This is a genomic window from Rhizobium sp. 10N427 (genome assembly GCF_056394605.1).
On sequence record NZ_JBFTID010000005.1, the window covers coordinates 256,618 to 282,770 of the forward strand.

The following is a 26,153-nucleotide window of genomic DNA, read 5'->3' on the forward strand; positions in this document are numbered from 1 at the left end:
GCGCGGGTCTCCCTATGCTGCCGATCTGACCGAATCGATCGCCTGCAGCTCGCGTGTCAGGCTCTCGCTGGACGAGACGAGATCGAAGGTCACCTGCATGTTCATGAACCACTTCGGATCGACATTCAGATATTTGCCAAGCCGCAACGCCATCGGCGCCGTGATGTTGAGGCCGCCGTGGCAGACCCGATTGAGCTGACTGCGCGCAATGCCGGTCGCCTTGGCGGCGGCATAAACACTGATGCCCATAGGCTCCAGGAATTCTTCCTTGAGCACGATCCCCGGGTGGGGAAGAGGAATTTCTCTCGCCATGTCAGGGTTCCTTTCGCCCGCGCGGCGTTAATCCGCCTCGTTCAGATTCGACCGCAGACCCTGGAGCAGGGTGCGGATCTCCGCCATCTCCTCAAGCGTGCAGCCGATCGCCTGGCCGATCGAGCCCATGATCGTATCGACCTCGCCGCGCATCGCATCGCCCTTCGGCGTCAGCGACACCAGAACCTGGCGTTCGTCGCGTACGTCGCGGGTGCGCTTGATCAGGCCGTTCTGCTCCAGGCGTTTCAGCAGCGGCGAAAGCGTGCCGGAATCGAGGTCGAGCTTTTCGCCGATCGTCTTCACCGGCAGTTCGGCCTTGTCCCACAGCACCAGCATCACGAGATATTGCGGATAGGTCAGGCCCACCTTGTCGAGGATCGGCTTGTAGGCGCGGGTAAAGGCATGCGCCGTCGAATAGACCGCGAAACAGAGCTGCCGTTCCAGCTTCTTTTCCTCTGCCGGTATTTTCATTGTCTCTGCCGTCCGCGCTGTCATGATCCTGTTCCTTCGAGGCGCGATTGTCCTCTTTTCAGATTCCGAATGCAATTTGCAAAATTCACTTGCGTACAATTTAATTGCGCATTATATAAATCGCAACCCCAACGCAAAGGAGACTGACATGCCTATTCTCTACACGACCCAAGCATCCGCCACCGGTGGCCGCGCAGGCCGCGCCGTTTCCGATAACGGCGTTCTCGACGTCACGCTCACCGTTCCGAAGGAACTCGGCGGCGACGGCGCAACCGGCACCAATCCCGAACAGCTCTTCGCAGCCGGCTACTCGGCCTGCTTCCTGGGCGCCCTGAAATTTGTCGCAGGCCAGCAGAAGGTCAAGATTCCTGAAGACACGACTGTATCCGCCAAGGTCGGTATCGGCCCGCGCGAAGACGGCGGCGGCTTCGGCATCGAAGTGGCCCTGACGGTCAACATCCCGGGCCTCGACAAGGCTGAAGCCGAAAAGCTCGCAGCCGCTGCCCATATCGTCTGCCCCTACAGCCACGCGCTGCGCACCTCGACCGAAGTTCCGGTCACGGTTGCCTGATTGAGTTTCTCTTCTACCCGAGGGGAGAAGAGAAGCCTGAGGAACGCCTCCACGTGTTCCCTCATTCCTGTGACAGGCACAGGGATGAGGGCGGAGAGTTGGTTTGCCTCCCTGTGCACAAACCACATCTTTTCATATGAAATAAAGTCGCTATATTCTTTCTAAGGAAAGGATATCCGATGCCCGTACCATCGCCCGCTCAAGCGCGCTCCACCCAGGAAGCCGCCGTCATCACCAAGGCCGCGGTCAACGCCGCAGATCGCCTCGGCATCAGCGCCCGCACGCTGTCCGCCGTTCTCGGTGTCTCGGAAGCCACCGTATCGCGCATGAAACGGCAGGATCACCTGCTGGAGCGCAGCAGCAAATCCTTCGAACTCGCCATTCTTCTCGTCCGCCTGTTCCGCTCGCTCGACGCCATCGCCGGCGGCGATGAGTCGGTTGCCAGGCATTGGTTGCGCAACGCCAACACGGCGCTTGGCGCCACCCCGCTCGAAAAGATCGTCAGCATTTCAGGTTTGACCGATGTCCTTGCCTATCTGGACGCCCGCCGCGCTGTCGTCTGAACTGCGCGCCGTCTCCGGCCGCTTCTGGCGACTGGTGGAGGCGCAGCATCAGATATCGACGCTGAAACTCGTCGATACGCTGGAGGAGCAGGCGCTTCTCGAGAATCTGCTGGAAGAGAGCAAGCCGGCGCTGCCGCCAGAATGCGTGGGGCTGGATTATCTGCTGGCGACACCGTTCCGATACGGCGCCGTCTATCCGCATGGCTCGCGCTTCCGGCGGGCAGGGCGGACGCTGGGTGTGTTTTATGCCTCGGAGAAGGTGGAGACGGCGCTCTCGGAAATGGCCTTCTACCGGCTGCTGTTCTACGCAGATTCGCCCGCCACGCCGCTCCCCGCCAATGCCGCCGAATACACCGCCTTTGCCGCGCCCGTCGCGACATCCGCAGCGCTCGACCTGACGCTCCCGCCGTTCGATCGCGACCGGGCGATATGGACCGATCCTCTGAACTACGAAGCATGCCAAGCGCTTGCCGAGGCCGCCCGCGCGGCGGATACGGAGGCCATCCTCTATGAATCCGTCCGCGATCCGCGCCATGGCCGCAATCTGGCGCTTTTGACCGCCAAGGCCTTCAGCGCCCGCGAACCCGCCGAACGGCAGACATGGCGCATCCGGCTATCGGCATCGGGCATTCAGGCTCTGTGTGAATTTCCAAAACAGCGCATTGGCTTTGCGCGCAGCGATTTCGGTGGCGATCCGCGCATCGCAAGCTGATCAGCAAAGTGCCAGCAGCATACTGCGCAGGCCGTCGCCATTGGCGCCTGGCAGCTTGTCTTCCAGTGCGGCATGGGTGCTCTGCCAGATCGGCACGGCAGCGGCCAGTACGGATTTTCCCTCGGCCGTGAGGCTGAGCAGCCGCGAGCGCTTGTCTTTGGCGCCGGGCGTTACATTTACCCATCCACGGCGCTGCAGTGGTTTCAGCGCGGCCGTCAGCGTCGTCTGGTCCATGGCGAGCAGGTTGGCGACCGGCCCCATCGGCGGCGGCTCCGGCCGGTTGAGCGACATCATCAGCGAGAACTGCCCGTTGGTGAGCCCGACAGGACGAAGCGCCTCGTCGAACAGCCGCGCCAAGGCCCGCGCCGCGCGCTGCACATGCAGGCACAGGCAGGTATCGCGCACCAGGAGCGTCGTGGAATAGGGAATCTCGACAGAATTTGACATGGCCAAATTCTATTGATATCAATGTATTTAGTCAAGCAAAGCAGAACGAAATGCCGGTCCTTGCCGGCCGCGCCGGAGGAGGGCGTGCGATCATGCAGAATGCTGTCGTTTCCCGCGAAGAATGGCTCGAGACCCGCCGCGCGTTTCTGGCCAAGGAAAAGGCCCATACCCGCCAGCGTGATGCGCTGCGCGCCGAGCGCCAGGCGCTCCCCTGGGTGAAGGTCGATAAAAACTACGTCTTCGACACGCCGGATGGCAAAAAGTCGCTTGCCGACCTCTTCGAAGGCCGCAGCCAGCTGATGATCTATCATTTCATGATGGGGCCGGAATGGGAGGCAGGCTGCCCGGGCTGCTCTTTCCTGTCCGATCATATCGACGGCACGCTGCCGCATCTCAACAATCACGACGTCACCTGGGTGGCGGTCTCCCGCGCGCCGGTCGACAAGATCGAAGCCTACAAAAAGCGCATGGGCTGGAAATTCCCCTGGGTCTCTTCCGTCGGGAATGATTTCAACTTCGACTACCACGTCTCCTTCACGCCCGAGCATCTGAAGAAGGACAAGGTCTTCTACAACTTCACCGAGATGAAGCCCGAGGACGCCAATGACGAACTGCCGGGCATGAGCGCCTTCTACAAGAACGAGAAGGGCGAGATCTTCCACACGTACTCGAACTATGCCCGCGGCGGCGAAGAGGTGCTGGGCACGCTGATGATCCTCGACTACGCGCCGAAGGGCCGCAATGAGGACAGCACCATGAGCTTCGTCAAGCGTCACGACGAATACGAGGATGCGAAGACGCAGTCCTGCTGTCACTGAGATCTGCAAACATCAGCCGAGGGAGGAAGGATGATGGAACCTGCAAAAGCGATCGAGGAGCAACGTTTCCTCGAAAAGCTCGTCGGCACCTGGAACGTCACGTCCGACGACATCAAAGAAAACGGGCAATGGACAGAGGTCGTCCGCTCGCTTCACGGCGCCTGGTTCGTGGCCGAAGGAAACGGCCAGATGCCTGACGGCAGTGGCGCCGCAACGACGGTGCTGACCCTCGGCTACTCGCCTTCGAAGGGCAAATATGTCGGCACCTGGATCGGCTCGATGATGGACCATATGTGGGTCTATGAGGGCGAAGTCTCGCCCGATGGCAAGGTGCTCAGCCTCTATACGCGCGGTCCCGATTGCATGGGCGGCGGTGGTGAACAGGATTACCGCGAACAGATCTCCTTCATCGACGCCGACCACCGCACCTTCGCCTCCTCGGCGAAACAGCCCGACGGCAGCTGGAAGCAACTCATGGAAGCGCGCTACGCACGCAAGCCGTGATCGCGGCGTCCCCATCAGGGCGCCAGACGGAAATGACATCCGATACTCTTGAAAGGGAAAGATCATGGCTTCGAATACGCATGGCAAGTTCATCTGGTGCGAGCTGATGACGCCCGATACCGCCGCCGCCGCGAAGTTCTACGGCTCGGTCAACGGCTGGACAACCAAGGAAATGCCCATGGGAGACATGGGTGTCTATACGATCTTCGAGGCCAACGGCCGCGGCGTCGGCGGCATGATGACCTTTCCGGCAGAGCTCGAGGGGCAGGGCATTCCGCCCAACTGGACGGGTTACGTCGCCGTCGATGACGTCGATCAGTCCGCCCGCGACTTTGCCGCCCATGGCGGCAGCGTCCGCCGCCCGCCCGAGGATATCCCGACTGTCGGCCGCTTCGCCGTCGTCGCCGATCCGAGCGGCGCCGTGCTTTGCATCATGACGCCGCTGCCGATGGAAAACGACGATGGCTGGGAGCCGGAAATGGGGACGCCAGGTCATGTCGGCTGGCACGAATTGATGTCCGGCGACTGGCAGCAGGCCTTCGATTTCTATGAAAAGATCTTCGGCTGGACCAAGGACCACGACTTCGACATGGGCGAGATGGGCACCTACCGCATCTTCGCCGAGCACGGAAAACAGACCGGCGGCATGATGACCAAGCCTGCCGACGTGCCGATGACGTACTGGGCCTATTACTTCAACGTGCCGGAGATCGACAGCGCCGTCGAGCGGGTAAACGCAGGCGGCGGCAAGATCGTCTTCGGTCCGATGGAGGTTCCGGGTGGCAGCTGGGTGGTCAATGGCATCGATCCGCAGGGCGCATTTTTCTGCCTCGCCGCGCCCCGGCGCTGAGCTCTGAAAACAGGGTGTCCGGCAGCCCCGGACAGCCCCGAATCGCGCCCTTCAAGGTTAACGGCGGCCCCTGAAAAACCGGGCCGCCGTTAACCGTTTTGGGGTCGAAAACCCCTTGCTACTTCCTTAATTTTATTCAAATTTTAGCGTTCTCACCCCAAAAGGCCGTTCCAAGGTTAACCGTCCCTGAACATTTTTGGGTGGAAGCATAATCGGCTATATCTTGGTGGTTAAGGAAGTATTGCAATTAGACCTCCCGCGTAATTGATTGCACCTCAATTGTTCATTGGGGTAAAGTCATGTCTATCGAAGATCTGCGTAATTCGAACGTCGACGGCGAGCACGCTTCTCACGAGATGATCTCGGACGTTCACGAAATTGCAGGACGCGAAGAGGCCAAGCTTCCTGAGGTCGAGCGTGTCGAGCTTGCCCAGGCGCAGAGCTCGCAGACAACAGATCAGACACCGGCCGGCGAACAGTCGCCGAAGACCGACCGCGTCGAAGCCGCCCCGCCGGCTCCGCAGGCCGCCGCCAACCCGAATGAAGTTGTTCCGGATCAGAACAACGTCGCCCACCTCGCGGCCAACGTCTCGCTCGACGACATCCGCATCGAGGGTGCCAATCTGGTACTGGTCCAGCCCGACGGCACCGAGATCGTCATCATCAACGGCGCAGCCCACGTCCCGACCTTCCTGATCGGCGAAGTCGAACTGCCGCGCGACACCGTCATCGCCGCGCTGAACGACAGCCACATCAACGTTGCCGCCGGCCCGGATGGCGGCGACAGCGCCTCGGCCGCAGCCCCGAGCTCCGGCGCGGAATTCCAGGATACCACGCCGGGTGGTGACGACGCGCCGACGGAACTGGCGGCATTGCTGGCTGATACGCAGCAGCTAGATGGTGGTCCCGCTGGTGGCGAAGAACTTCGTATCAACCATGCGCCGACGATCGAGCTCATGGAGTCGGGTCTCTATATCGACACTGAGAACGATGATGAGTTCAAGCCGATAGAGGGCTTTGTACCTGGCCACGACCTCGACCGGAACGATGCGTTACGCTATGGCGTCGAGGGTGGGCAGCCGCTCGCAGGCGATCCGAAATACGATATCGTCAAGGTCGGCACCTATGGTGAGCTGCGCCTCAACAGCGCCACCGGCGCCTACGTTTTCACGCCCAACGACGCTGCGATCGAAGGCCTGAAGGACCATCAGGCCGAAAGCTTCACCTTCACCATCACCGACAAGGCCGGCGCATCGGGCACACAGGTCTGGACCGTCGAAGTCAACGGCGTTAACGACACGGCGTCCATTTCGGGCAATGCAACGGGTTCGGTTGTCGAAGATGGTAAGCCTGGTTCGCAGGGATCTGAGGGCTCGGAAGGCAACATGGCGCTCCGCGTCGAAGCGAACGATGGCAAGATTTCCGCCGAAGGCCAGCTGACCGTCAGCGACCGTGATACCGGCGACGACCACTTCCAGACCCCGGCTTCCGAGGCGCTCGCCGGCAAGTACGGCAACTTCTCCTTCGATCCCGCCACCGGCAAGTGGAGCTATGTGCTCAACAACGACACGGCTGCCGTTCAGGGGTTGAGAGCTGGCGATGCAGTTCATGAGACGCTGACCGTCACGTCGGCCGACGGCACGGCGACGCAGGTCATCGACGTTACAGTTTTCGGGACCAACGACGCGCCGGTGATTGCCGGCGGTACGAATCCGGCCGCGCTCGCCGAGCTTGCCGACGCGTCGCACCAGGATATCGGCGGCGTAACCGGCACGCTGACCGTCACCGATGCCGATGTCGGCGATAACCTGACGGGCTCTGTCACCGGCGAGGCGACGGCTCAGCTGAATGGCGGCGCGCTGCCGGAAGGCGTCGATGTCAAGGCACTGATCGCTTCCGGTGCAATCAGCTTCAACTCGGTCACGACGGATGGCGGCAGCAAGACGCTGACCTGGACCTATGACCCCAAGGAAGCCAATCTTGACTGGCTGTCCGCAGGTGAGACGCTGACGATCACCTACAATGCGCAGGTCAACGACGGCCACGGCAATGTCGGCACGCAGCCGATCACGGTCACCATCACCGGCACCAACGATGCGCCGGTTGTTGCAGCTGGTGTTTCGGCTTCGATCACCGAACAGGCCGGTCAGACGTTTTCGACGGCTTATGATACCGCCCATCTGACGATCGGCTTTACCGATGCTGACCTTAGCAACACCGGCCACACCGCGCAGGTCGCCGGCGTTACGGCGTCCGGCGTCACGAATGGTCTGCTGACCAGCAACTTCGGAAACGCGGTTCTTGAGAACCTGTTGAAGATCGATAGTGTCAGCAAGGCTTCGGGCTCGGATCAGGGCAGCGTTTCCGCAACCTTCCAGGCGCGCGACCTGGCATTCGACTATCTCGGCGTTGGTGAGAAGCTGACGCTGACCTACACGATCCAGGTCAACGACGGCGCTGGCGGCGTTACCAACCAGACGGTCGATGTCGTCATCACCGGCACCAACGACGCTCCGGTTCTCTCGACAGGCCTGTTCGGTCTCGGCAGCTTCGGCTTTGTTGATGAAGCCAATAACACCACCGGCTCGACCAAGCTCGACACAACTAAGGGCACGCTTTATTTTGCTGACGCGGATCTGAGCGATACGCATCATGACGCATCGGTAACAGGTGTTGTGGCGTCCGGTGATACCGCCGGTCTCGACCTGACAAAGCTGACCGGCTTCATGCAGACGTCGGTGCAGAACGGTGCCAACATCGGCACGCTGGATTGGAAATTCGCTGCTGCCGACAAGACTTTCGACTACCTTGGTGCCAGGGATCAGCTGAAGCTGACCTACACCATTCAGATTTCGGATGGCCATGGCGGCACCGACACGCAGACCGTGACGATCATCGTCGATGGTTCCAATGACAAGCCCGTAATTACCGGCTTCTCGAACCCAGTTGCCATTGTCGAAGCGGTCGATGCATCCCACCAGAATATCGGCGGCGTCACCGGCACTCTGACGGTGTCCGATGCCGATATCGGCGACACGCTCACGGGTTCCGTAAAGGGAGCAGCGACCGCTGTCTTCAACGGCGGCACGATCCCGAACAATGTCGATGTCTCGGCTCTGATTGCCAAGAGTGCAATCAGCTTCAACTCGGTCACGACGGATGGCGGCGCCAAGACGCTGACCTGGACCTATGACCCGGCCGCCGCCAATCTTGACTGGCTGCCGGCGGGCAAGACGCTGACGATCACCTACAATGCCCAGGTCAACGACGGCTACGGCAATGTCGGCACGCAGCCGATCACCATCACCATCACCGGCACCAACGACAAGCCGGTCATCGATGGCACGCATGCAACCGGCTCGGTCGTCGAAGACGGCTTCAATGCTAACGGCGGACATGTCGGCCAGAGCACGATCTCCGACACGCTGGTCAAGTCCGACGCGGACGCCGACGACAACGCCACCAACGATCATTGGGCCATTCTGGTCAGCAAGCAGGGCGGCACGTCTGAAGTTCTGAACACCAATGGCAAATACGGTACGTTCTCGGTCGATCAAAACGGCAAGTGGACCTATGCGCTCGACGACGATCGCCAGGCGACTCAAGAGCTCAATCTCAACCAGAAGGTAACCGAAACCTTCACAGTACAGGTTACCGACAGCCACGGCGCGACTGCCACGCAGCAGGTCGTCGTCACGATCACCGGCTCTAACGACAAACCGGTCATTTCGGGTGGCGACACGCGCGCGACTGTGATCGAGGCGGGTATCGGGGCTAACGGTCAATATACGGCAGGAGATGCCAGCGAAAGCGGCACGCTCAAGAAGTACGACGTTGATGACGAGGACGACGCCAGCAACGACACGTGGTCGGTTGCCGTTCCAGGCCATCCCACTCCGGGCGACGTCACGTCGGTTAGCGGCGTCTACGGCTCGTTCTCTGTCAATCAGGACGGCAAGTGGACCTACAACCTGAACAACAGCCTCACAGCGACGCAGGCCTTGGGACGTGGTCAAACAGCGCAGGAAGTCTTTTACGTTCAAGTAAAGGATACCCATGGCGCCACTGCGACCGAAGTCGTCAGAATCACGGTCGTTGGCACCAATGATGCACCGGTCGGCGCAGCCGACGCCTATACCGTTTCGGAGGATGGCAAGCTTACGGTTGAGAAGAGCAGCGGCGTTCTGGCAAACGACACGGACGTAGAGAACAACGCTCTGACCGCCGTCCTCGTTTCCGGTCCCGCTCACGGCACTCTGACCTTCAAGCCCGACGGCTCGTTCGTCTATACCCCGACCACCAATTATCATGGCGACGACAGCTTCACCTACAAGCCGAACGACGGCATGACGAACGGCGAACCAGTCGTCGTCAAGATCACAGTCGGCTCTGTCGAAGACCACGTCTTCACCGATGGTAGCGAAACCCGCGACTTGACCAAGTTCTCGGCCGATCAGACCATGACCAGCCCGAACAATCCCTATTTCGAGGATGGCAACTACCTCAACGCCAAGGATGGCGATGACACCGTTTATCTGCCGAACGCCAGCAATGGTCTCGGACAAAAATACGCCGATCTCTATGCCGCAGGCGGCACCTTCAATGGCGGCGCCGGCAACGACAAGATTTACGGTGGCGATCTCGACGATCGCATCGCAGGCGGCGCCGGCAACGATCTGATCGATGGCGGCAGCAACTCGGCCGTCGGCTTCACCCGTCCGGATGCTCCGGTTTCGGGCGGCGCTACGGCGATCCTGGCATCCGCGCATGGCGGCGATACGGCCGATTATTCCGCTGTCGCGACCGGCATTATCGCAAACCTTGGCGACAGCGCGGCCAACTGGCCGGTGACGATCGGCGCACATGCCGCCTCGGGTGACGGCAACGATACGCTGACGAATATCGAAAATGTAACGGGCGGTGCTGGAGACGACGTTATCTTCGGTGACAACAACGCCAACATTCTTATCGGTGGCGCCGGCTCGGACACGCTGATCGGCGGCGGCGGCAACGACCTGCTCTATGGCGGCGACGACAATGTCGCGGACGGCCTCTATGCAGGCGCCGGTGACGATGTTCTGATCCTCGGCAATGGCGGCGGTACGGCCAAGGGCGAGGCCGGCAACGACCTGATCTATGGCGGCACCGGCAACGATTACCTCTACGGTGACGACGACGGCCCGCATGACGCATCGACCGACGGCAACGACATTATTTTTGCCGGTGCCGGTAACGACTACATCCAGGGCAACGGCGGCGACGACAAGCTCTATGGCGAAGACGGTGACGACACGATCGTCGGCGGAGCGGGCGATGACATCATCGACGGCGGCGCTGGAAACGACACCATTCTTTATGCGCTGGGCGACGGTGCCGACGTCATTGATGGTGGCACCGGCAGCGATACACTGAAGTTCACGACGCCGGATGGCGGTCCGACGCTGATCGAATATATCAAGGCGGTTGATAACAAGCTGCTGATCGCTGCAACCGACAGCACCGATGCAAATCTTCCTCAGGAAAAAGTGCTGACCGCAACGAATGTTGAAACCCTCGATATCGATGTGAAGGGCTACAACTGGCTGGTATTCGGCCATGAGGGCTCCGATCTGAAATCCGCAGGTGTCGACACCGTCAAGATTACCGGTGACGATAACGGCAACAGCGTTTTCTTTGCTGAGGTCAGCTCAGCTACCGCGCTGCAGGCTAATCTGAATGGCGGCGACGATCTTTTCGTTTCCGGAGGTCAGGCTGCAACGCAGCAAGTGGACGGCGGCAGCGGCGTCGATACGTTCGATTTCCGCCAGATCAGCGAGCAGCTGAACATTGACCTTGAAAGTGGCGTCGCCACCCGGTCTTCGCTCAACGGCCAGAATCTGATTGCGACTGACAAGATTACCAACTTCGAAAATGTCGATGGCAGCATCGGCAATGACACGATCCGCGGCACCTCGGGCGCCAACGTTATCGACGGTGGCTCTGGCAACGACGTCATTGAAGGCCGCGGCGGTGCCGACCAGCTTTATGGTGGTGACGGCAACGATCGTATCACGGCGGGCAGCGAGCTGATCGCTAACGGCGGCTTCAACGGTCCTGTTCAGGTCATGGTCGGCAGCGATGGACCAGTTGATCTGGGCCTCGGATGGAAAGTGGAAAGCGGTAGCGTCGATCTACTGTTTACCAACGGTGAGATCCTCAACGCAAAGTTCCCGGCGGGTGTAAATGCCGTCGATATGCAGGGTGTTTCGGCCGGCAAAATCGATCAGACATTTGCGACTGTTGCCGGTCAGACCTATACGATCAGCTTCCTGCAGGCGACCAACCCGGATCTTCTCAAGACCAATTCCGGGACGACGTCCGAAGTGACTGTCAACGTCCACAATGCCAATGGCACGCTGGATGCTTCGCAGCCCTTCGTGGACTATGCCAAGGACGGCATCGATTGGACGACCGTTGGCGGGACATTTGTCGAGCGCACGATCACCTTCACGGCGACGAGCAATTCGACGACGATCGAATTCGCCGCTGGCGGCAACACGCCTTATGGTTCGCTGATTGCCGAAGTCTCCGTGACGCAGTCCGGTTCACCGGCAGCAGGCGCGACGCTTGATGGCGGTGCCGGCAATGACATCATCACCGGCGGTTCCGGCGACGATACGATTTTCGGCGGCACAGGCGATGACCTAATCCGCGGTGGTGAGGGCAACGATACGATCGACGGCGGCGACGGCGACGATTTCATCTCTGGCGGCAAGGGCAACGACACGCTGCGCGGCGGTGCCGGCAACGACATCTTCTCGCTCGGTGCAGATATTGCCGATGCCACAGGCTATGGCGATCGCACGATCGACCTTGGAAACGGTCACTCTGAAACCTACTCGATCAGTGGTCTGGCCGGCACAGGCGATGCCGTCGATGGCGGTAGTGGCTACGACACGATCGTGCTCGACGCCGGCGGCGCCAACGGCTTCGTGCTTGATGCTTCCTATAACGGCACGCCGAACTTCGCGCATGTCGAGGCAATCAGCGGTACCGGCGGCAATGACATCATCCTGATGAACGCCAACTATACGAGCGACGTTCAGGGCGGGGGCATCACCATTGACGGCGGTGCCGGCAACGACATCATCCAGGGTGGAGCAGGCAACGATACGCTGATCGGCGGCATCGGCAATGACCTGATCTCCGGCCTCGGCGGCGACGACACGATCTCCGGCGGCGCTGGCGACGACCGTCTCTACGGTGGTGCCGGTAACGATACGATCAGTGGTGGCGACGGTAACGACTTCATCTCCGGCGGAACCGGCAACGACACGCTTTCGGGCGGTGCCGGCAACGACACTTTCTCCTACAGCACTGGCGACGGCACCGATAAGGTCGATGGCGGCGACGGCAACGACACGCTGCATATCGCAGGCAGCGACACAGGTTCGACCTTCAACATCAACGCAGTGTCGATCGGTGGCGTAAACAATCTCGCGGTCAATATCGAAGCGGGCTCGACGGCCAACGCGGCAACGGCCGGCAATTACGAAGTTGCCACGACCAATGTCGAAGAGTGGGTCATCGATGGCGGCAAGGGTAACGACACCTTCGTCGTCAGCGGCGACCTCTCGGGCACCGGGCTGGCGACCTCGACGATCACCATCAATGGTGGTGCGGGCAATGACTTGATCGTGCTTGACCGCGGTGCAAACAACGCAAATCGCGTTGTCGTGGATGGTGGCAACAACAGCGATGTCGGCGACTCTGTAAAGCTGGACTTCAAGTACACTGAAATCACGCATGTCGTTGCCACGGTTCACGGCTTCGAGATCACCCATAACGGCGTCACCGATGTCTTCACCAACATCGAGAACTTCCAGTTCTCCGATGGCGTTACTCAGACTTACGCTGAGCTCGTTGCTCCTCCTGAGGCGCCGGTCCTGACCGTCATTGACGATCAGCTGCCAAAGGTCGGCGACGTGGCGAATGCCGGCGCCACTAACGACCAGACGCCGACGATCCACATCGCTCTCGCAAATACGGGTGCGCTGGCTGGTGACAGCGTTCAGCTTTATGACAAGGGCCTGCCTGTCGGTGCAGCGCATGTGCTGACCGCCGCAGAAATCAGCCAGGGCTATGCGGAAATCACGACCGGCACTCTGCCGGAAGGAAGCCACAGCTTCACGGCTGCGATCAGCGATCTGTTCAACCACACCGGCGCAACATCAGATGCGTTTGCAATCACGGTTGATATCACGCCTCCGGCAGTCTCGATCGTGACGATCGAGGGCGGCAATGACGTGATCAACGCCAGCGAGGCGCTGAATGGCATCGCCATTTCGGGTCAGGCCGAGATCGGCTCGACCCTGAAGGTAAACGGTGCCGACGTCACGGTTGGTGCCGACGGTCACTGGACGACTTCGATCGTACCGACGGTGCAGGGCGCGCTGACGGTCACGGCGATTGCGACGGACGCGGCTGGCAACAGCTCGACGGCTACTCACAACCTGACGATCGACACCATCGCTCCGGCGGTCTCCATCGTGACGATCGAGGGCGGCAATGATGTGATCAACGCTAGCGAGGCTGCCAACGGCATCCAGGTTTCCGGCAATGCTGAAGCTGGCTCTACGCTGACAGTGAATGGGGCGGCCGTGGTCGTCGATTCGAACGGTCACTGGACAACATCCATTACCCCCACCGGCCAGGGTCCGCTGACGGTCACGGCCATCGCAACAGATGCCGCTGGAAACAGCTCGACGGCAACGCATCAGTTGTCGGTTGATACGGTGGCGCCGACCGCAACGATCGTGTTTGCCGACAATAACCTTACGATCGGCGAAACATCGAAGGTCACGATCACCTTTAGTGAGGCTGTTACCGGTTTCACCAATGATGATCTGACTGTCGAAAACGGTTTGCTGAGCAACGTTACGTCCAACGATAACGGCAAGACCTGGACTGCGACCTTCACGCCAACGGTCAATATGTCGGATGCAGTGAATGTCATCACTCTTGCCGCGGGCGGGGTGACTGATGCAGCTGGCAACACCAACGCACAGACGCAGTCCGACAACTATGTCGTAAACACCGTTCCGCCCAACACTGCTCCGGTTGGCGGCGACGACCACGTCATCACGAACATGTCGTCCGTGGCGATCCCAGATTGGGCGCTTCTGCTCAACGATAAGGACGCAGATGGCGACAGTCTGACCATCACCTCTGCTGGAAACCCGTATGAGGGGTCGGTCACGCATTCACCCGAAAATGCCACGACTACGTTTGTCGATGGTGGACGATATTACGGAGGAAGCTTCGAGTATGTCGTCACCGACGGGACGACGCCTGGAAGCGCCACCGTAAGCGTTGAGACAAATCTGTCCAATTGGCTGGTGGGCACGAACAGTGGCGACATCATCATCGGTGGCAGCGACTATACCACGATCTATGCAGGCGGCGGCAACGACGTCTTGATCGGCGGCGGCGGTAACGATTATCTGAGGGGAGGCACGGGGGATGACGTCTACGCCTTTGGCCTCAATGACGGCAATGACCTGATCGTCGAAGAGGGCGGCACCGACAGGATTCTGATCGCCGCCAACGGTCAGGCACTGGCCTCGCTGGTCGCATATGACAGCAGCACCGCTCAGGGGAAGGGCGATCTCGTGATCGCCCTGGGCAACAACAGCATCACTGTACAGGACCATTTTGAAGGGGGCGACGACAAGGTTGAATCGATTTCCTTCGATGGCGCGACCGTCAACGGCTACAATCTCGGAACCGGAAGCTATGCGATCAGCAGCCAGGATCCCAGCAGCGCAGGCGGCTACCGGACGATTGACCTCTCGTCATCCACCGTCAACAACCTGATCGCAGGAGAATCCGGTGCTGCCGACGCCATCACGGGCGGCAAGGGCAGCGATCTGATCTTCGGGGCGGGAGGGGACGACAGGCTGGATGGCGGCAAGGGCGACGACTACCTCGTCGGCGATGCGGGCAACGACATCGTCAACGGCGGCGACGGCAACGACACGATCGTCTACACGATCGGCGACGGTGTCGACACGATCGACGGTGGTGCGGGCAATGACAGGCTCGTCATACTCGGCACCGGCGCCAGCGAAAATCTGAGTGTCGTCGTTACCAACAACACGATTACGACCCTTGCGGGCGGTTCGGTTGCCGGCATCGAGACCGTGACGCTTGCCCTCGACGGCGGTATCGACACGCTGAGCTATGGAACGACGAGCCAGGGTGTGGTGGTCGATCTCTCGGCCGGTACGGCGACAGGCTTTGCGTCGATCACCGGTGTGGACAATATTGTCGGCGGTGCTGGCAACGATGTTCTGACCGGCGATGCCAACGCAAACAGCATTAGCGGCGGTGGCGGCGACGACATCATCGTCGGCGCGCAGAACGATACCCTGCTCGACGGTGGTATCGGCAACGACACGCTGCAAGTCGGCTCGAACTTCACCGCTTCGTCCGACGGACAGATCGCTAACATCGAGACTGTGACGATGACGTCGGCTTCGACGCTGAACCTGTCCAACCAGAGCGAAGGCTTCACGATCAACGGTTCGAGCGGAAACGACACGATTGCTGGCGGCTCCGGCAAGGACACGATCCTCGGTGGTGACGGCAATGACACGGTCACCGGCGGCAAGGGTGCAGACATCCTGACCGGCGGAGCTGGGAGCGACATCTTTAAGTTTGCTGCCGGTGACTCGACGATCAGTCTCGGTGGCTCGAAGATGGCTGGAACGATTTCAGGCTACGATGTTGTTACCGATTTCAAACCAGGATCAACGCAGGGCCTCTCAGACAGGATCGCCTATACGAACGCATCTGTTTCGACTTCTGTCGGTGGCAATGACTCAGACTTGCAGCTACATACGGGCTATAAGGTTTCAAGCGGTTCCGTATCTGGCGGCGTCGCCACGTTCGTGGATGCTCACGGCAGCACCGTGTCGCTGACATCGATTACTGATGTCGCCGCCGTTGTAGATTTCCTACAAGGTAACAATATCGGCGGGACGGGTTCGACCGTTGCATTCAATGCGACGATCGACGGGATTGCTCATACATTCCTGTTCACGCAGGGCTCAACCACGGGGTCCAGCGACAGCAACGACGTGCTGGTCGATCTCAAGTATGTCACGGCAACGGGTATCACTGCCAGCAACGGCCAATTGACGGTTGCGGGTTCCTCGGCCATCGACCCCATCATCCTCGACCTCGATCACAACGGCGTCGCGCTGACCTCGCTCGATCACGGCGTGCAGTTCGACATCAATGCCGATGGTCACAAGGATCAGATTGCCTGGACGGCCGGTAGCGATGGCATTCTGGCGCTGGATGTGGATGGCAATGGCAAGATCGACAATGGTAGCGAGATCTTCTCGCCGCACTTTGCCGGCGGCAATTATGCCACGGGTCTCGCGGCTCTCGCGACGCTCGATACCAACCACGATGGCAAGATCGATGCGGCCGATGAGGCTTTCTCGAAGCTCACCATCTGGCAGGATCTGAACCATAATGGCCTGACCGATGCCGGCGAGCTTTCGAGCCTTGCCGATCAGCATATCACCAGCATCTCGCTCGATGCTGCTGCGTCCAACACGTCGATCAACGGTCAGACGATCCTCTCGGAAGGCAGCTACTCGACGGCGGATGGCGGTCATGGCAGCTTCGTCGAAGTCGCCTTCGACACCACGCTCGGCGGCAGCGAAGACGGCGCGCATGCCTACTCGCTGATCGGCAGCAGCGGCGACGACGTTCTCTCGGGTGCCGGCGGCATGTACACGCTAACCGGTGGGGCAGGGGCCGACACCTTCGTCCTCGACGCCGACGCTCTGAAGGATGTCAAGCTTGCCGACGTGATCACCGATTACAAGGCAGGCGAAGGCGATACGCTCGATGTCTCCAAGCTGCTCGACAGCCTGCTCGGTCACCAAGCGACGGAAGCCGAAGCCCTTGCCAGCGTCAAGACGACGGTCAGCGGCTCGGATACGGTCGTCAGCGTCAACGCAAATGGTGGCTGGCACGATGTGGCGGTTCTTCAGAACGCCACTGAAGCCGTCAAAATCCTGTTCGACGACAAGCACGATACGACGACCGCCCCGCACGTCGGCTAAGCCGTCGTCACCTCAAACAATCGAAAAGGCGCGAGAGCGCCTTTTCTGCTTTCAGGCAGCCGGCAATCTCCCGATCGCGATCGGCTCGTCCTCGCCGCCGGCCTCCATGGCGAGCTCGCCCGCCATCTGCCGGATACGGTTGAATTCTGCCGGGCCGTCGAAGATTGCGCCGCCGAGTTTCAGGTCGATCGAGAGCGGGTTCTCGTCGGCGGCGAAGGCGGCCGCCGCCACCCGTTCGCGGATGCGGTTGGCGATATCGAGGGCGCTTTCGGGCGCGGCACCCGGCAGGAAGATGCCGAGCTCGTTGGTCGCAAGCCTTGCCACCAGGTCGCCGCTGCGCACCGAGGACTGGATGATCGCCGCCAGCGACTGCATCACCGTATCGGCCCATTGCGGCCCGTAGCGGCGGCTGATGGCATCCAGCGGATCGACGACGGCGGCGATCATGATGCCGCCTGTGTCGGTCGAGATTCGCTTGCGCCGGTCGATGTAATGCTCGACGGATGCGGCAAAAGCAGTGCCATTCAGAGCCCCCGTCGTGGCGTCGTGGCGGGCGGTGTAATTAATCCGTTCGTGTAGCTTCCGGATTTCACCATTTTTGATCCCGATTGCGGCAAGCAGCGGAAATGCAACAAACAAAGAAATTGAGCATGTACTGATTAAACCTACCAAAAATGGTTGGTCCGGCAGAAGAAGGTTTAAGATAAGTAAAGCACCAACGGACCCGGCGAGGCATCCCAATGCACCTGTTGTGGCCGTCCATAGAGCTCTTACTGTTGCTTGGGAGTAACTCTTTCGGAAATTCATGGTGCGCAATGTCCGTTGAAAAACGTACAATGAGCTAATCAGCTGCGGGAGAATCCGGGATTAAAAAATCCTGTAAAATTGTTCCTTTAGTAGCTGATCCCTGTGAATTAACTGTCTTCGGAAGATTGTCCTGCACTGCAGTTGGAGTGTGGAAATGTTGGTGATACTTGTTTGCTGAAGAACATCTTCGGTATATGGGTTTCGCCCGGAGAATCTCAGATGTTGAGGGGCATCAGTCTTGTTTAAAGGCAAAAGAATTTTTGCGGCTCTGTCCGCCACCGTTGCTTTCAGCTTCGCGTTTTCGATGAATGCCGATGCAATGACCTTGCAGCAGGCCGTCGAGAAGACGATGAAGACGAACCCGCAAATCTTGCAGGCTGCAAAAGATCGCGAAGCCGTGGAGTTTGAGCTCCGCCAGGCGCGGGGTCTTTACTTGCCGTCGGTCGATCTGGAGGCCGGTGCCGGCCGCCGCAGACTGTCCAATTCCAGCACAGGGACGCTGACCTCCGACCACGATTACTTGTCGCCGGGCGAAGTTGGTTTGACGGTTACTCAGACATTGTTCGACGGCGGTGCCCGCCGTTCGCAGGTCGAGCAGCAGGCTGCTCGCGTCGATGGCGCTTCCTTCCGCGTTCTCGAGCGTTCCGAAGCGCTGGCCCTCGAAGTCACTCAGGATTATCTCGAATACATCCTGCAGGGTCAGATCGTGAAGGCCGCGCAGGACAACGTCGGCTTCCACAGCCAGATCCTCGGCAATATCGAGCAGAGCATCAAGGGCGGCACGCTGACCGATGCCGACCGTCTTCAGGGCGTCGAGCGTCAGCAGGCTGCTGCAGCCCGTCTGCAGGAAGCCAAGGAAGAGCTGGAAGCCACCCGCATCCGCTTCCTCCAGGCCGTCGGCGAGCCGATCACCAATGCCTCAACCCCGCCGTCGGTTGCCAAGTTCCTGCCGAAGACGTTGAATGACGCCGTCTTCATCGCCGCCAAGAACAGCCCGCGCATCTACTCGGCCAATGCCGATATCGATGCGGCTGACGCCAGCGTGCGTGGCGCCCGCGCCAACTACCTGCCGAAGGTCGATCTCGAAGGCACCGCCCGCGTCGGCGATGACATCGACGGCGACGACGGCAACACCAACGACTATCAGGTCCGCGTCGTTGCCCGCTGGAACCTTTATCGCGGCGGCATCGATACCGCCCGCGAGCAGGAGCAGATCCGCCGCGCCGGTGAACAGCGTTATGCGCTGGCCCAGGTGCAGCGCGAAGTCGAGCAGTCCGTCCGTTCCGCCTGGAACGAGCGCGTCAGCCGCGGCACGCTTGCCGGCATCCTCGGCAAGCAGGCGCAGACCAACGCCCAGCTCGTATCATCCTACCGTCAGCAGTTCGGTGTCGGCCAGCGTTCGCTGCTCGACGTGCTTGACGCGCAGAACACCAATTTCAACACCAGAGTTCTGGCAGACACGGCGCGCGTTGCCTCGCTGTTTGCCGAGTACAAGATCCTGGCTGCCTCCGGCAATCTGCTTCAGACGATGAAGCTGCGGCCGGTCGAGCAGTCCAAGGCTTATGCGCGGGAAGAGTTTGTTGTCCCCGCGGGCGTCGCAAATCCGGGTTATGTCGAGCTGCAGTCTACGCAGAAGGCCGGCATGCCTCTGGATCTTCTGGCGCCAATTCGACAGCAGTAGTCGAAACGGCAATGGAACAATGCTGAACGTAGCGCTCGAGACTTCCAGCGGGACCCCGCTGCAGACATTCAAAGCCGCTTTTAAATCCGTGGCTGCGTTCTATGGCCGTCCCAGTTCCGATACGGTGCTCTTCTCCGGACTTCCGGATGAAGTCACCGAGTCGCTGGAGCTGGACGACATCGAGCAGATCGCCGAACGGATCGGGCTGCAGGTCATCAGGCATGAAGAGCGCGATTGCCGCTCGGGCAATTTCGATTGTCCTGCGATCGTCGCCTTTGCCGATGGCGGCGTGCTGCCGCTGCTCGAAGTCGCCGAAGACGGCTCCTATATCACCGACGTCGTGCCCATCGCCGGCCAGCCGATCCGGCTGACGCGCCAGGAGCTTGCGAGCCTCCAGCCGCAAGCCGCCTTTGCCTTCACGCTCTATTATCAGAACGCCTCGGAAGAGGCGCTCGTCGGCAATGCCGTCGAGATCGAGAAGCGCCATTGGCTGTCGAGCACGCTGGCGCCGTACTGGCGCACCTATGTCCGCGTCATGGTCGCAGCGCTGTTCATCAATCTCATTGCGCTCGGCTCGCCGCTGTTCACGATGAACGTTTATGACCGGGTCCTGCCGAACAAGGCGATCCCGACGCTCTGGGTTCTCTCGGCCGGCATTTCGCTCGCCTATCTCTTCGATTTCCTGTTGAAGACAGCGCGTTCGTCACTGATCGATTATGCCGGCCGTAAGGCCGACCTGCGTCTGTCGCAGATGATCTTCGATAAGGTGCTGAACTCGACGCTCGCCTCGCGGCCGATGTCGACTGGCGAATATGCCAACCGTGTCACGCAATATGAGTTCGTCCGCGAATTCTTCACCTCGAACACCATCGGCGTCCTGATCGACAGCCTGTTCGTGTTCATCTTCCTGTTCGTCATCTACCTCATTTCCGGCTGGCTCGTCGTCATTCCGGCTGTTGCCTTCGTCGCCTCCGTTGTCATCGGCCTCTGGGCGCAGGCGGCGATCGGCAAGCGCATGGCAACCGCCGCCAACGAGGCATCGCGCCGCCAGTCGCTGCTGGTCGAAACCATCTCGACCATCGAGACGCTGAAGAGCCTGCGTGCCGAAGCCACCATGCTGCGCCGCTGGCAGGAGCTGACGAAATATTCGAGCCGCACCAGCGAAGAGATCAAGCACGTCTCGACCAATGCCATCAACCTGACGATGCTGATCCAGCAGATGGTCAGCGTCCTGATCGTCATTGCCGGCACCTATGAATTCTCCGAGGGCCGCATCGCCATGGGCGCCATTGTCGCCACCGTGATGCTGGCGAGCCGCGCCGGTGCCCCGCTCGGGCAGATCGCCATGACGCTGGCCCGCTTCCGCCAGGCCACCATGTCGCTGCGCATCCTCGACAAGATCATGGAACAGCCGGACGACCGGCCCTCGACCGTTGGTTTCGTCAACCGGCAGATCACTCAGGGCAGCTTCAGCTTCCAGAATGTCGCATTCCAGTATCCGGGCTCGGATCACCCTGTTATCAACGGCCTGTCCTTCAATGTCCGCCCGGGCGAGAAGATCGGCATCATCGGCCGCATCGGCTCCGGCAAGACGACGCTCGGGCGCCTGCTCGATGGTCTGTTTGCGCCTGCATCCGGCCGCGTGCTGATCGACGGCGTCGATGTCCGCCAGTATCACATGGCGGAAGTCCGCTCGGCAGTTGCGGTTGCCGGCCAGTCGTCGGATCTGTTCTCCGGCACGGTCAAGGAAAACCTGTTGATCGGCCGGGCCGACGCGACGGATGAAGAGCTGCTCGAAGTCGCCCGCATCACCGGCGTCGATGAATTCGTCGGCAATCATCCGCGCGGTTTCGACATGCCGGTCGGAGAGCGCGGCACCAATCTGTCCAGCGGCCAGAAGCAGGCGCTGACCATTGCCCGCCTGCTGCTTACCAAGCCGAAGATCGTCTTCCTCGACGAGCCGTCGGGCGCCATGGACCTTGCCACCGAACGTCACCTGATTTCGCGGCTGTCGAGCGCTTTCGGTGCCGAAACCACGCTGCTGATCGCCACGCATCGCCATAGCATGCTGGAGCTGGTCGACCGCCTGATCGTCATCGACAAGGGCAAGATCATCGCCGATGGCCCGAAGCAGGCCGTCATCCAGGCCATGCAGCAGCGCCGGCCGGGAGCATGAACATGAGCCGCACGCACATCGACAATCCGCCGCTCTTCGCCCGCGCCATCCTGGCCCTCTGCGCCCTTTTGATCGCCAGCTTCCTGGCATGGGCAGCCTTTGCCAGCATCGATGAGATCGCCCGCGGCGAGGGCAAGGTCATTCCGGTCTCGAAGACCCAAATCATCCAGTCGTCGGAACCCGGCGTCGTCCAGCAGATCGCCGTCACCCTGGGCCAGATCGTTCGCAAGGGCGACCTTCTGGTGCAGCTCGACAATACGACGACCACTTCGACGCTCGGCGAATCCGTTGCCAAGGCGCGTGCGCTTGGCGCCAAGGTCGCCCGCCTGAAGCTTGAGGAAGCCGGTCTTTACGACACCAAGTTCATCTGCCCGGACGAAATCCTGACCGTTGCCAAGCCCGTCTGCGACAACGAGGAAAGCCTGTTCGCCGCCGATCGCGCCAGCTACGAAAACAAGCTCGGCGTTCTCCAGGAGCGGGTCAAGCAGCGCGAGAACGAGCTGAACGAGGCGCATGCCAATATCGCCCGTCTGACCGACAATATCGACGGCGCCCAGCGCCAGTACAACCTGATCAAGCCGCTGAGCGACAAGAAGCTCGTCGCTCAGACCGAGATGCTGAAGGTCGAACGCGACCTGACGGATCAGCAGGGCCAGCTCAAGGTTTATCAGGAAAGCATCGATCGCCTCGAAGCCGCCGTTCAGGAAGCCAAGCTGCAGGTCGGTGATCTGGCGCTGGAGCTGCGCCAGCAGGCGCTGACCGAAAAGGCGACGACGCTCGCCGAACTCTCGGTCGTCGATGAAACCATCCGCGGCGCGTCCGATCGCGTCAAGCGCACCGATATCCGCTCGCCCGTCGATGGCATCGTCAACACGCTCGAGGTCAATACGATCGGCGCCTATGTCGATCCGGGCCGGGTCATTGCCGGCGTTGTTCCGACTGCCGATACGCTTTTGATCGAAGCCAAGATCTCGCCGCGGGACGTCGCATTCGTGCGCCGCGGCCAGCCTGCCGTCGTAAAGGTCACCGCCTACGATTTCTCGATCTTCGGCGGCCTCGAAGGCGTTGTCGAGAACATCTCGGCAGACAGCCTCGTCGAGAAGGAAAAGGGCGACACCTACTACCTGGTGCAGGTCAAGACCGACAAGTCTGAGCTGGAGCGCAACGGCAAGTCCTATCCGATCATGCCCGGCATGGTCGCCTCGGTCGAAATCATGACCGGCAACAAGACCGTGCTTAGCTATCTCCTGAAGCCGATCAACAAGGCGCGCTCGGAAGCGCTGACGGAGCGCTGAGAATGCTGATCAGCAAGGCTGCCGCAACCGATCTGACGAGCGCCGAGCCGCTCGACGATGCGCTGCCTGTCATCGGCGCCGATGAGATCGAGCCGAAGTTCCGCGCCGTTGCCGGCCGGGGCGGAGAGCGCCGCGGGATCCGTCTGGAACGCATCTATTGGGATGGTCTCGGTCGCATGTCGTCGGCGGGCAAGATGACGACGGCCGATCTCGTGCATCATACGGCCGCCCAGATGCCGGAGACCGGCAATCTCGCCTCGCTGCTCCGCGTCCTCAGCTTCAAATGGGCGCTGAAGCGGCTTGATACGGTCGAGGATGTGTCCTCGATGGCCAATTTGAATGCGCTGATCCAGGCCTCGCCGTCGCCGACGATCCTTCTCACGCTGGAGAAGAAGATCCAGCTGTTCAACGACGCCTTCCTGTCGATGCTGCGCCACCGCCTGCCGATGGGCGATGCGGCGCAATTGACGAAGAGCCTGCGCTTTTCGATCGATACGCAGATCGAGGAAGCCATGGCGACGCTCGCCATGAACAAGGGCAAGACCCTGAATACCGGCTTCACCATCGCTGCGGGTTCGCAGACGATGAAGGGCCAGATCAATCTGGCTCTTGCGCCGACCCATGAAAAGCCGATGCTGGTCGGCTATATCTCCCGCTACTGAGAAATTTCAGCCGCCCGTCTTCGGCGCGATCGTCAGCGCCGAGCCATAGGCGCCGCGCATATCCGTTGCTTCGGCCGGATTGCGGTCGTCGGCCTTGTGCAGCAGCGTCGCGCTGTAACCCTCCGCATGCGTGCCCTCGATCAACGTCACGTCGGCATTCCCCGGATTGTCGGAGCGTTCGAACCACTCGACGCTGTGATGCAGGAAGTTCATCTCGAAGGCGCGGTTGGTGACGCCGTGGCCTACAATGATGGCCGTGTCGTTGCCGCCGCCAATATCGTGCATCACGGTCAGCAGGAAAAGCCGCACCCGCTGCGCCACATCGGCCCGGCTTTCTCCATCGGGAGGCCGCGCATAGAACTTGCCGCTGTTGTTGCGCAGCCGCGCCCATTTCTCGAATTCTTCGGGAAATTTCCGCCGCTGCTCGGCGCGGTCGTAGATCTCGGTAAACAGCCCAAAATCCTGCTCGCGCAGCAGATAATCCTCATGCACGTCGCCGACAGCGCCCTCTGGAAGAGCCTCGATGACCGCATCCATCGTCTGGCGCGTGCGCAGATAGGGGGAATACCAGATGCTGGCCCGTGGGGCGGCATCCGGCAGCGCCGCCAGATAGGCCGCAATGCCGCGCCCGGCCGCCAGCGCCTGCCGGTAGCCCCATTCCGTCAGCGGAACATTGTGATCGCCGAACTGCCGGTAGGCGCCTTCGCTGATATTGCCAAGGGATTCGCCGTGTCGAACGAGAAAGATGCGCATGTCGGCCTGCATGTAATGAGTGTCGGCGCATCATGACGGGGGTGGGGGCGGGGTGCAATCAGGAAACTTTGCGTTTGCGGCCCCCTCATCCGCCCTTCGGGCACCTTCTCCCCGAGGGGAGAAGGGATATCCTGAGCTCTACGCCAACTTCCCCTCTCCCCTGGGGGGGAGGGTAGGGTGAGGGGGCTCCGGGCGCGCTGCATTCAAGAAGATCGCCCGCATCAAAAAAAGCCGGCCCACGCGGCCGGCTCTTGTACTCCGCTCGAAATCGCCAGGCTCAGTAGGGGACACCTTCGCCTGGAGCGACCTTTTCGAGCGGCATAGCGGATGCCACCTGCTTGTTGCCGGCCTTGACGCCGTGGAGATAGCCCTTGCCAGCGTTGATCGAGTACAGCGGCTGGTAGTCGGGCAGACGGTTGTCGGTCAGAACCTGGTCTCGCATGTTGTCGAGGATAAAGAAGTTGCCGTTGACCGCGACCGACAGAACGGCGTGGTAGAAATGGCGCTTCTGGTCGAAGAGAACGACGATCGACATGTCCTTCATGTCGACGCCCTCAGCCTTCAGCGCCGCCATTTTCAGGATCGCGAAATCTTCGCAGTCGCCCTGCTGGCGTGACAGCGTCTCGGATGGCGTCGCCCAGTAATCGGCCACCTGATAGGTCTCGATGTCCTTGCGGTAGCGGATGGCGTGGTTGACGGCGGCGTTGACGGTGTTCAGCTTGTCGCGGATCGACGCCTGCGCGGTCTGGCCAAGCGCCGTCTTGATCACCTGCGCTGCATTGGTGCAGCCCTTGGTGCCGCAGGTGATGGCCGCGCCGCTCTGCATTTCGGCAAGCGACGGCGCAAAGCGCTTCAGTGCCGCCAGCCGCTTGAAGGGAATGGTGACCGAGCCGAAGACCGCTTCGTTGGAGGCGGTAAGCTTTGCCGGCTTGTCGGGTCTGATCGATGCCGTGATCTCCGGAGAGGCAACCTGTTGCGGCCGTGCAATGGCGGCAAGATCAATGCGTTGAACGGTGCCCGCAACGCCTACAAACGCCGTCTTCGCCAGACTATAAAGGCCGGATATACTTGCGGTCTCCGCAAGAGAAAGTGCAGTATTGGCAGAGATCACGCTCGCGTGAGACGTCAGGGAAATCTGCGCTGTGGGTATTTCAGTGGCGTTCGACGGTGCGGTGCCAAGAAACGATGCGAAAGATGCGAAAGTAAAAGCTGCAAGTATTTTTGATTTTGTGTTGCGCTTCATCGGATTTTCTCTCTCTGTTTGAGAGGAATGTACCGATGAGCTATAAATATGCCGTGTGTAAGCTTGGAAAACGCAAGTATAAATATTCCGGTCAAAGACGCATAAAACTTTAGCGTTCACGTCAACCAAGTTTGGGGGAATGGTTTGATTTTCGCGCCCGCACGGT

Annotated in this window: 18 protein-coding genes; 12 read left to right on the plus strand and 6 right to left on the minus strand. The window is 60.5% G+C overall.

Features of this window, described 5'->3' with window-relative positions; translation table 11 throughout:
- Positions 1 to 12 precede the first annotated feature (12 nt).
- Positions 13 to 312 (minus strand): HigA family addiction module antitoxin, encoded by a 300-nt coding sequence (locus tag AC1DIJ_RS13355; protein ID WP_112386359.1) that lies wholly within the window; start codon positions 310 to 312, stop codon positions 13 to 15.
- A 27-nt stretch (positions 313 to 339) separates the two neighbouring features.
- Complete coding sequence (locus tag AC1DIJ_RS13360) at positions 340 to 807, minus strand: MarR family transcriptional regulator (protein ID WP_112386358.1); 468 nt, start codon at positions 805 to 807, stop codon at positions 340 to 342.
- A 124-nt stretch (positions 808 to 931) separates the two neighbouring features.
- Here AC1DIJ_RS13360 and AC1DIJ_RS13365 point away from each other — a divergent pair, with 124 nt between their 5' ends.
- From AC1DIJ_RS13365 to AC1DIJ_RS13375, 3 genes are all read left to right on the plus strand, one after another.
- Positions 932 to 1,354 carry an organic hydroperoxide resistance protein gene (locus AC1DIJ_RS13365; protein ID WP_112386357.1) on the plus strand — a complete coding sequence of 141 codons (423 nt, stop codon included), beginning with the start codon at positions 932 to 934 and terminating at the stop codon, positions 1,352 to 1,354.
- 179 nt (positions 1,355 to 1,533) lie between these two features.
- Positions 1,534 to 1,917 carry an MbcA/ParS/Xre antitoxin family protein gene (locus tag AC1DIJ_RS13370; RefSeq protein WP_112386356.1) on the plus strand — a complete coding sequence of 128 codons (384 nt, stop codon included), beginning with the start codon at positions 1,534 to 1,536 and terminating at the stop codon, positions 1,915 to 1,917.
- A complete protein-coding gene (locus tag AC1DIJ_RS13375) occupies positions 1,877 to 2,629 on the plus strand; it encodes an RES family NAD+ phosphorylase (protein ID WP_112386355.1) in 753 nt (250 codons plus the stop codon). The genes AC1DIJ_RS13370 and AC1DIJ_RS13375 overlap by 41 nt, the downstream gene beginning before the upstream one ends.
- On the opposite strand, the gene AC1DIJ_RS13380 is transcribed toward AC1DIJ_RS13375, so the two are convergent.
- Positions 2,630 to 3,076 carry a MarR family winged helix-turn-helix transcriptional regulator gene (locus tag AC1DIJ_RS13380; protein WP_112386354.1) on the minus strand — a complete coding sequence of 149 codons (447 nt, stop codon included), beginning with the start codon at positions 3,074 to 3,076 and terminating at the stop codon, positions 2,630 to 2,632.
- A 92-nt stretch (positions 3,077 to 3,168) separates the two neighbouring features.
- Here AC1DIJ_RS13380 and AC1DIJ_RS13385 point away from each other — a divergent pair, with 92 nt between their 5' ends.
- The 4 genes from AC1DIJ_RS13385 (at position 3,169) to AC1DIJ_RS13400 (ending at position 17,370) form a co-directional block, all read left to right on the plus strand.
- Complete coding sequence (locus tag AC1DIJ_RS13385) at positions 3,169 to 3,894, plus strand: DUF899 domain-containing protein (protein WP_112386509.1); 726 nt, start codon at positions 3,169 to 3,171, stop codon at positions 3,892 to 3,894.
- A gap of 30 nt (positions 3,895 to 3,924) precedes the next feature.
- Complete coding sequence (locus AC1DIJ_RS13390) at positions 3,925 to 4,398, plus strand: DUF1579 domain-containing protein (protein WP_112386353.1); 474 nt, start codon at positions 3,925 to 3,927, stop codon at positions 4,396 to 4,398.
- Between the two features lie 64 nt (positions 4,399 to 4,462).
- Entirely contained in the window at positions 4,463 to 5,248 is a 786-nt protein-coding gene (locus AC1DIJ_RS13395) for a VOC family protein (protein ID WP_112386352.1), read from the plus strand.
- A gap of 299 nt (positions 5,249 to 5,547) precedes the next feature.
- Positions 5,548 to 17,370 (plus strand): VCBS domain-containing protein, encoded by an 11,823-nt coding sequence (locus AC1DIJ_RS13400; protein ID WP_477831419.1) that lies wholly within the window; start codon positions 5,548 to 5,550, stop codon positions 17,368 to 17,370.
- Between the two features lie 51 nt (positions 17,371 to 17,421).
- On the opposite strand, the gene AC1DIJ_RS13405 is transcribed toward AC1DIJ_RS13400, so the two are convergent.
- Complete coding sequence (locus AC1DIJ_RS13405; RefSeq protein ID WP_477831420.1) at positions 17,422 to 18,009, minus strand: GGDEF domain-containing protein; 588 nt, start codon at positions 18,007 to 18,009, stop codon at positions 17,422 to 17,424.
- 487 nt (positions 18,010 to 18,496) lie between these two features.
- Here AC1DIJ_RS13405 and AC1DIJ_RS13410 point away from each other — a divergent pair, with 487 nt between their 5' ends.
- The 4 genes from AC1DIJ_RS13410 to AC1DIJ_RS13425 are packed head-to-tail and all read left to right on the plus strand — an operon-like array spanning position 18,497 to position 23,991.
- The gene (locus tag AC1DIJ_RS13410) at positions 18,497 to 19,858 is read left to right on the plus strand and encodes a TolC family outer membrane protein (RefSeq protein WP_112386508.1); all 1,362 of its coding nucleotides are present in this window, start codon (positions 18,497 to 18,499) and stop codon (positions 19,856 to 19,858) included.
- A 19-nt stretch (positions 19,859 to 19,877) separates the two neighbouring features.
- Positions 19,878 to 22,034, plus strand: coding sequence for a type I secretion system permease/ATPase (locus AC1DIJ_RS13415; RefSeq protein WP_112386349.1), 2,157 nt, complete (start codon positions 19,878 to 19,880; stop codon positions 22,032 to 22,034).
- Positions 22,035 to 22,036: 2 nt separating this feature from the next.
- Positions 22,037 to 23,329: an HlyD family type I secretion periplasmic adaptor subunit gene (locus AC1DIJ_RS13420; protein WP_477831421.1), complete on the plus strand. Its 1,293-nt coding sequence runs from the start codon at positions 22,037 to 22,039 to the stop codon at positions 23,327 to 23,329.
- A gap of 2 nt (positions 23,330 to 23,331) precedes the next feature.
- The gene (locus AC1DIJ_RS13425; protein ID WP_112386347.1) at positions 23,332 to 23,991 is read left to right on the plus strand and encodes a ribbon-helix-helix domain-containing protein; all 660 of its coding nucleotides are present in this window, start codon (positions 23,332 to 23,334) and stop codon (positions 23,989 to 23,991) included.
- A 6-nt stretch (positions 23,992 to 23,997) separates the two neighbouring features.
- Here the strand turns inward: AC1DIJ_RS13425 and AC1DIJ_RS13430 are convergent, their stop codons facing one another.
- Both AC1DIJ_RS13430 and AC1DIJ_RS13435 read right to left on the minus strand, forming a co-directional pair.
- Positions 23,998 to 24,744 (minus strand): phosphoglycerate mutase family protein, encoded by a 747-nt coding sequence (locus tag AC1DIJ_RS13430; protein ID WP_112386507.1) that lies wholly within the window; start codon positions 24,742 to 24,744, stop codon positions 23,998 to 24,000.
- Positions 24,745 to 25,021: 277 nt separating this feature from the next.
- A complete protein-coding gene (locus AC1DIJ_RS13435) occupies positions 25,022 to 25,855 on the minus strand; it encodes a transglutaminase-like cysteine peptidase (RefSeq protein WP_477831422.1) in 834 nt (277 codons plus the stop codon).
- A 31-nt stretch (positions 25,856 to 25,886) separates the two neighbouring features.
- On the opposite strand from AC1DIJ_RS13435, the gene AC1DIJ_RS13440 reads away from it, so the two are divergent.
- Complete coding sequence (locus tag AC1DIJ_RS13440; protein ID WP_477831423.1) at positions 25,887 to 26,009, plus strand: hypothetical protein; 123 nt, start codon at positions 25,887 to 25,889, stop codon at positions 26,007 to 26,009.
- Positions 26,010 to 26,153 lie beyond the last annotated feature (144 nt).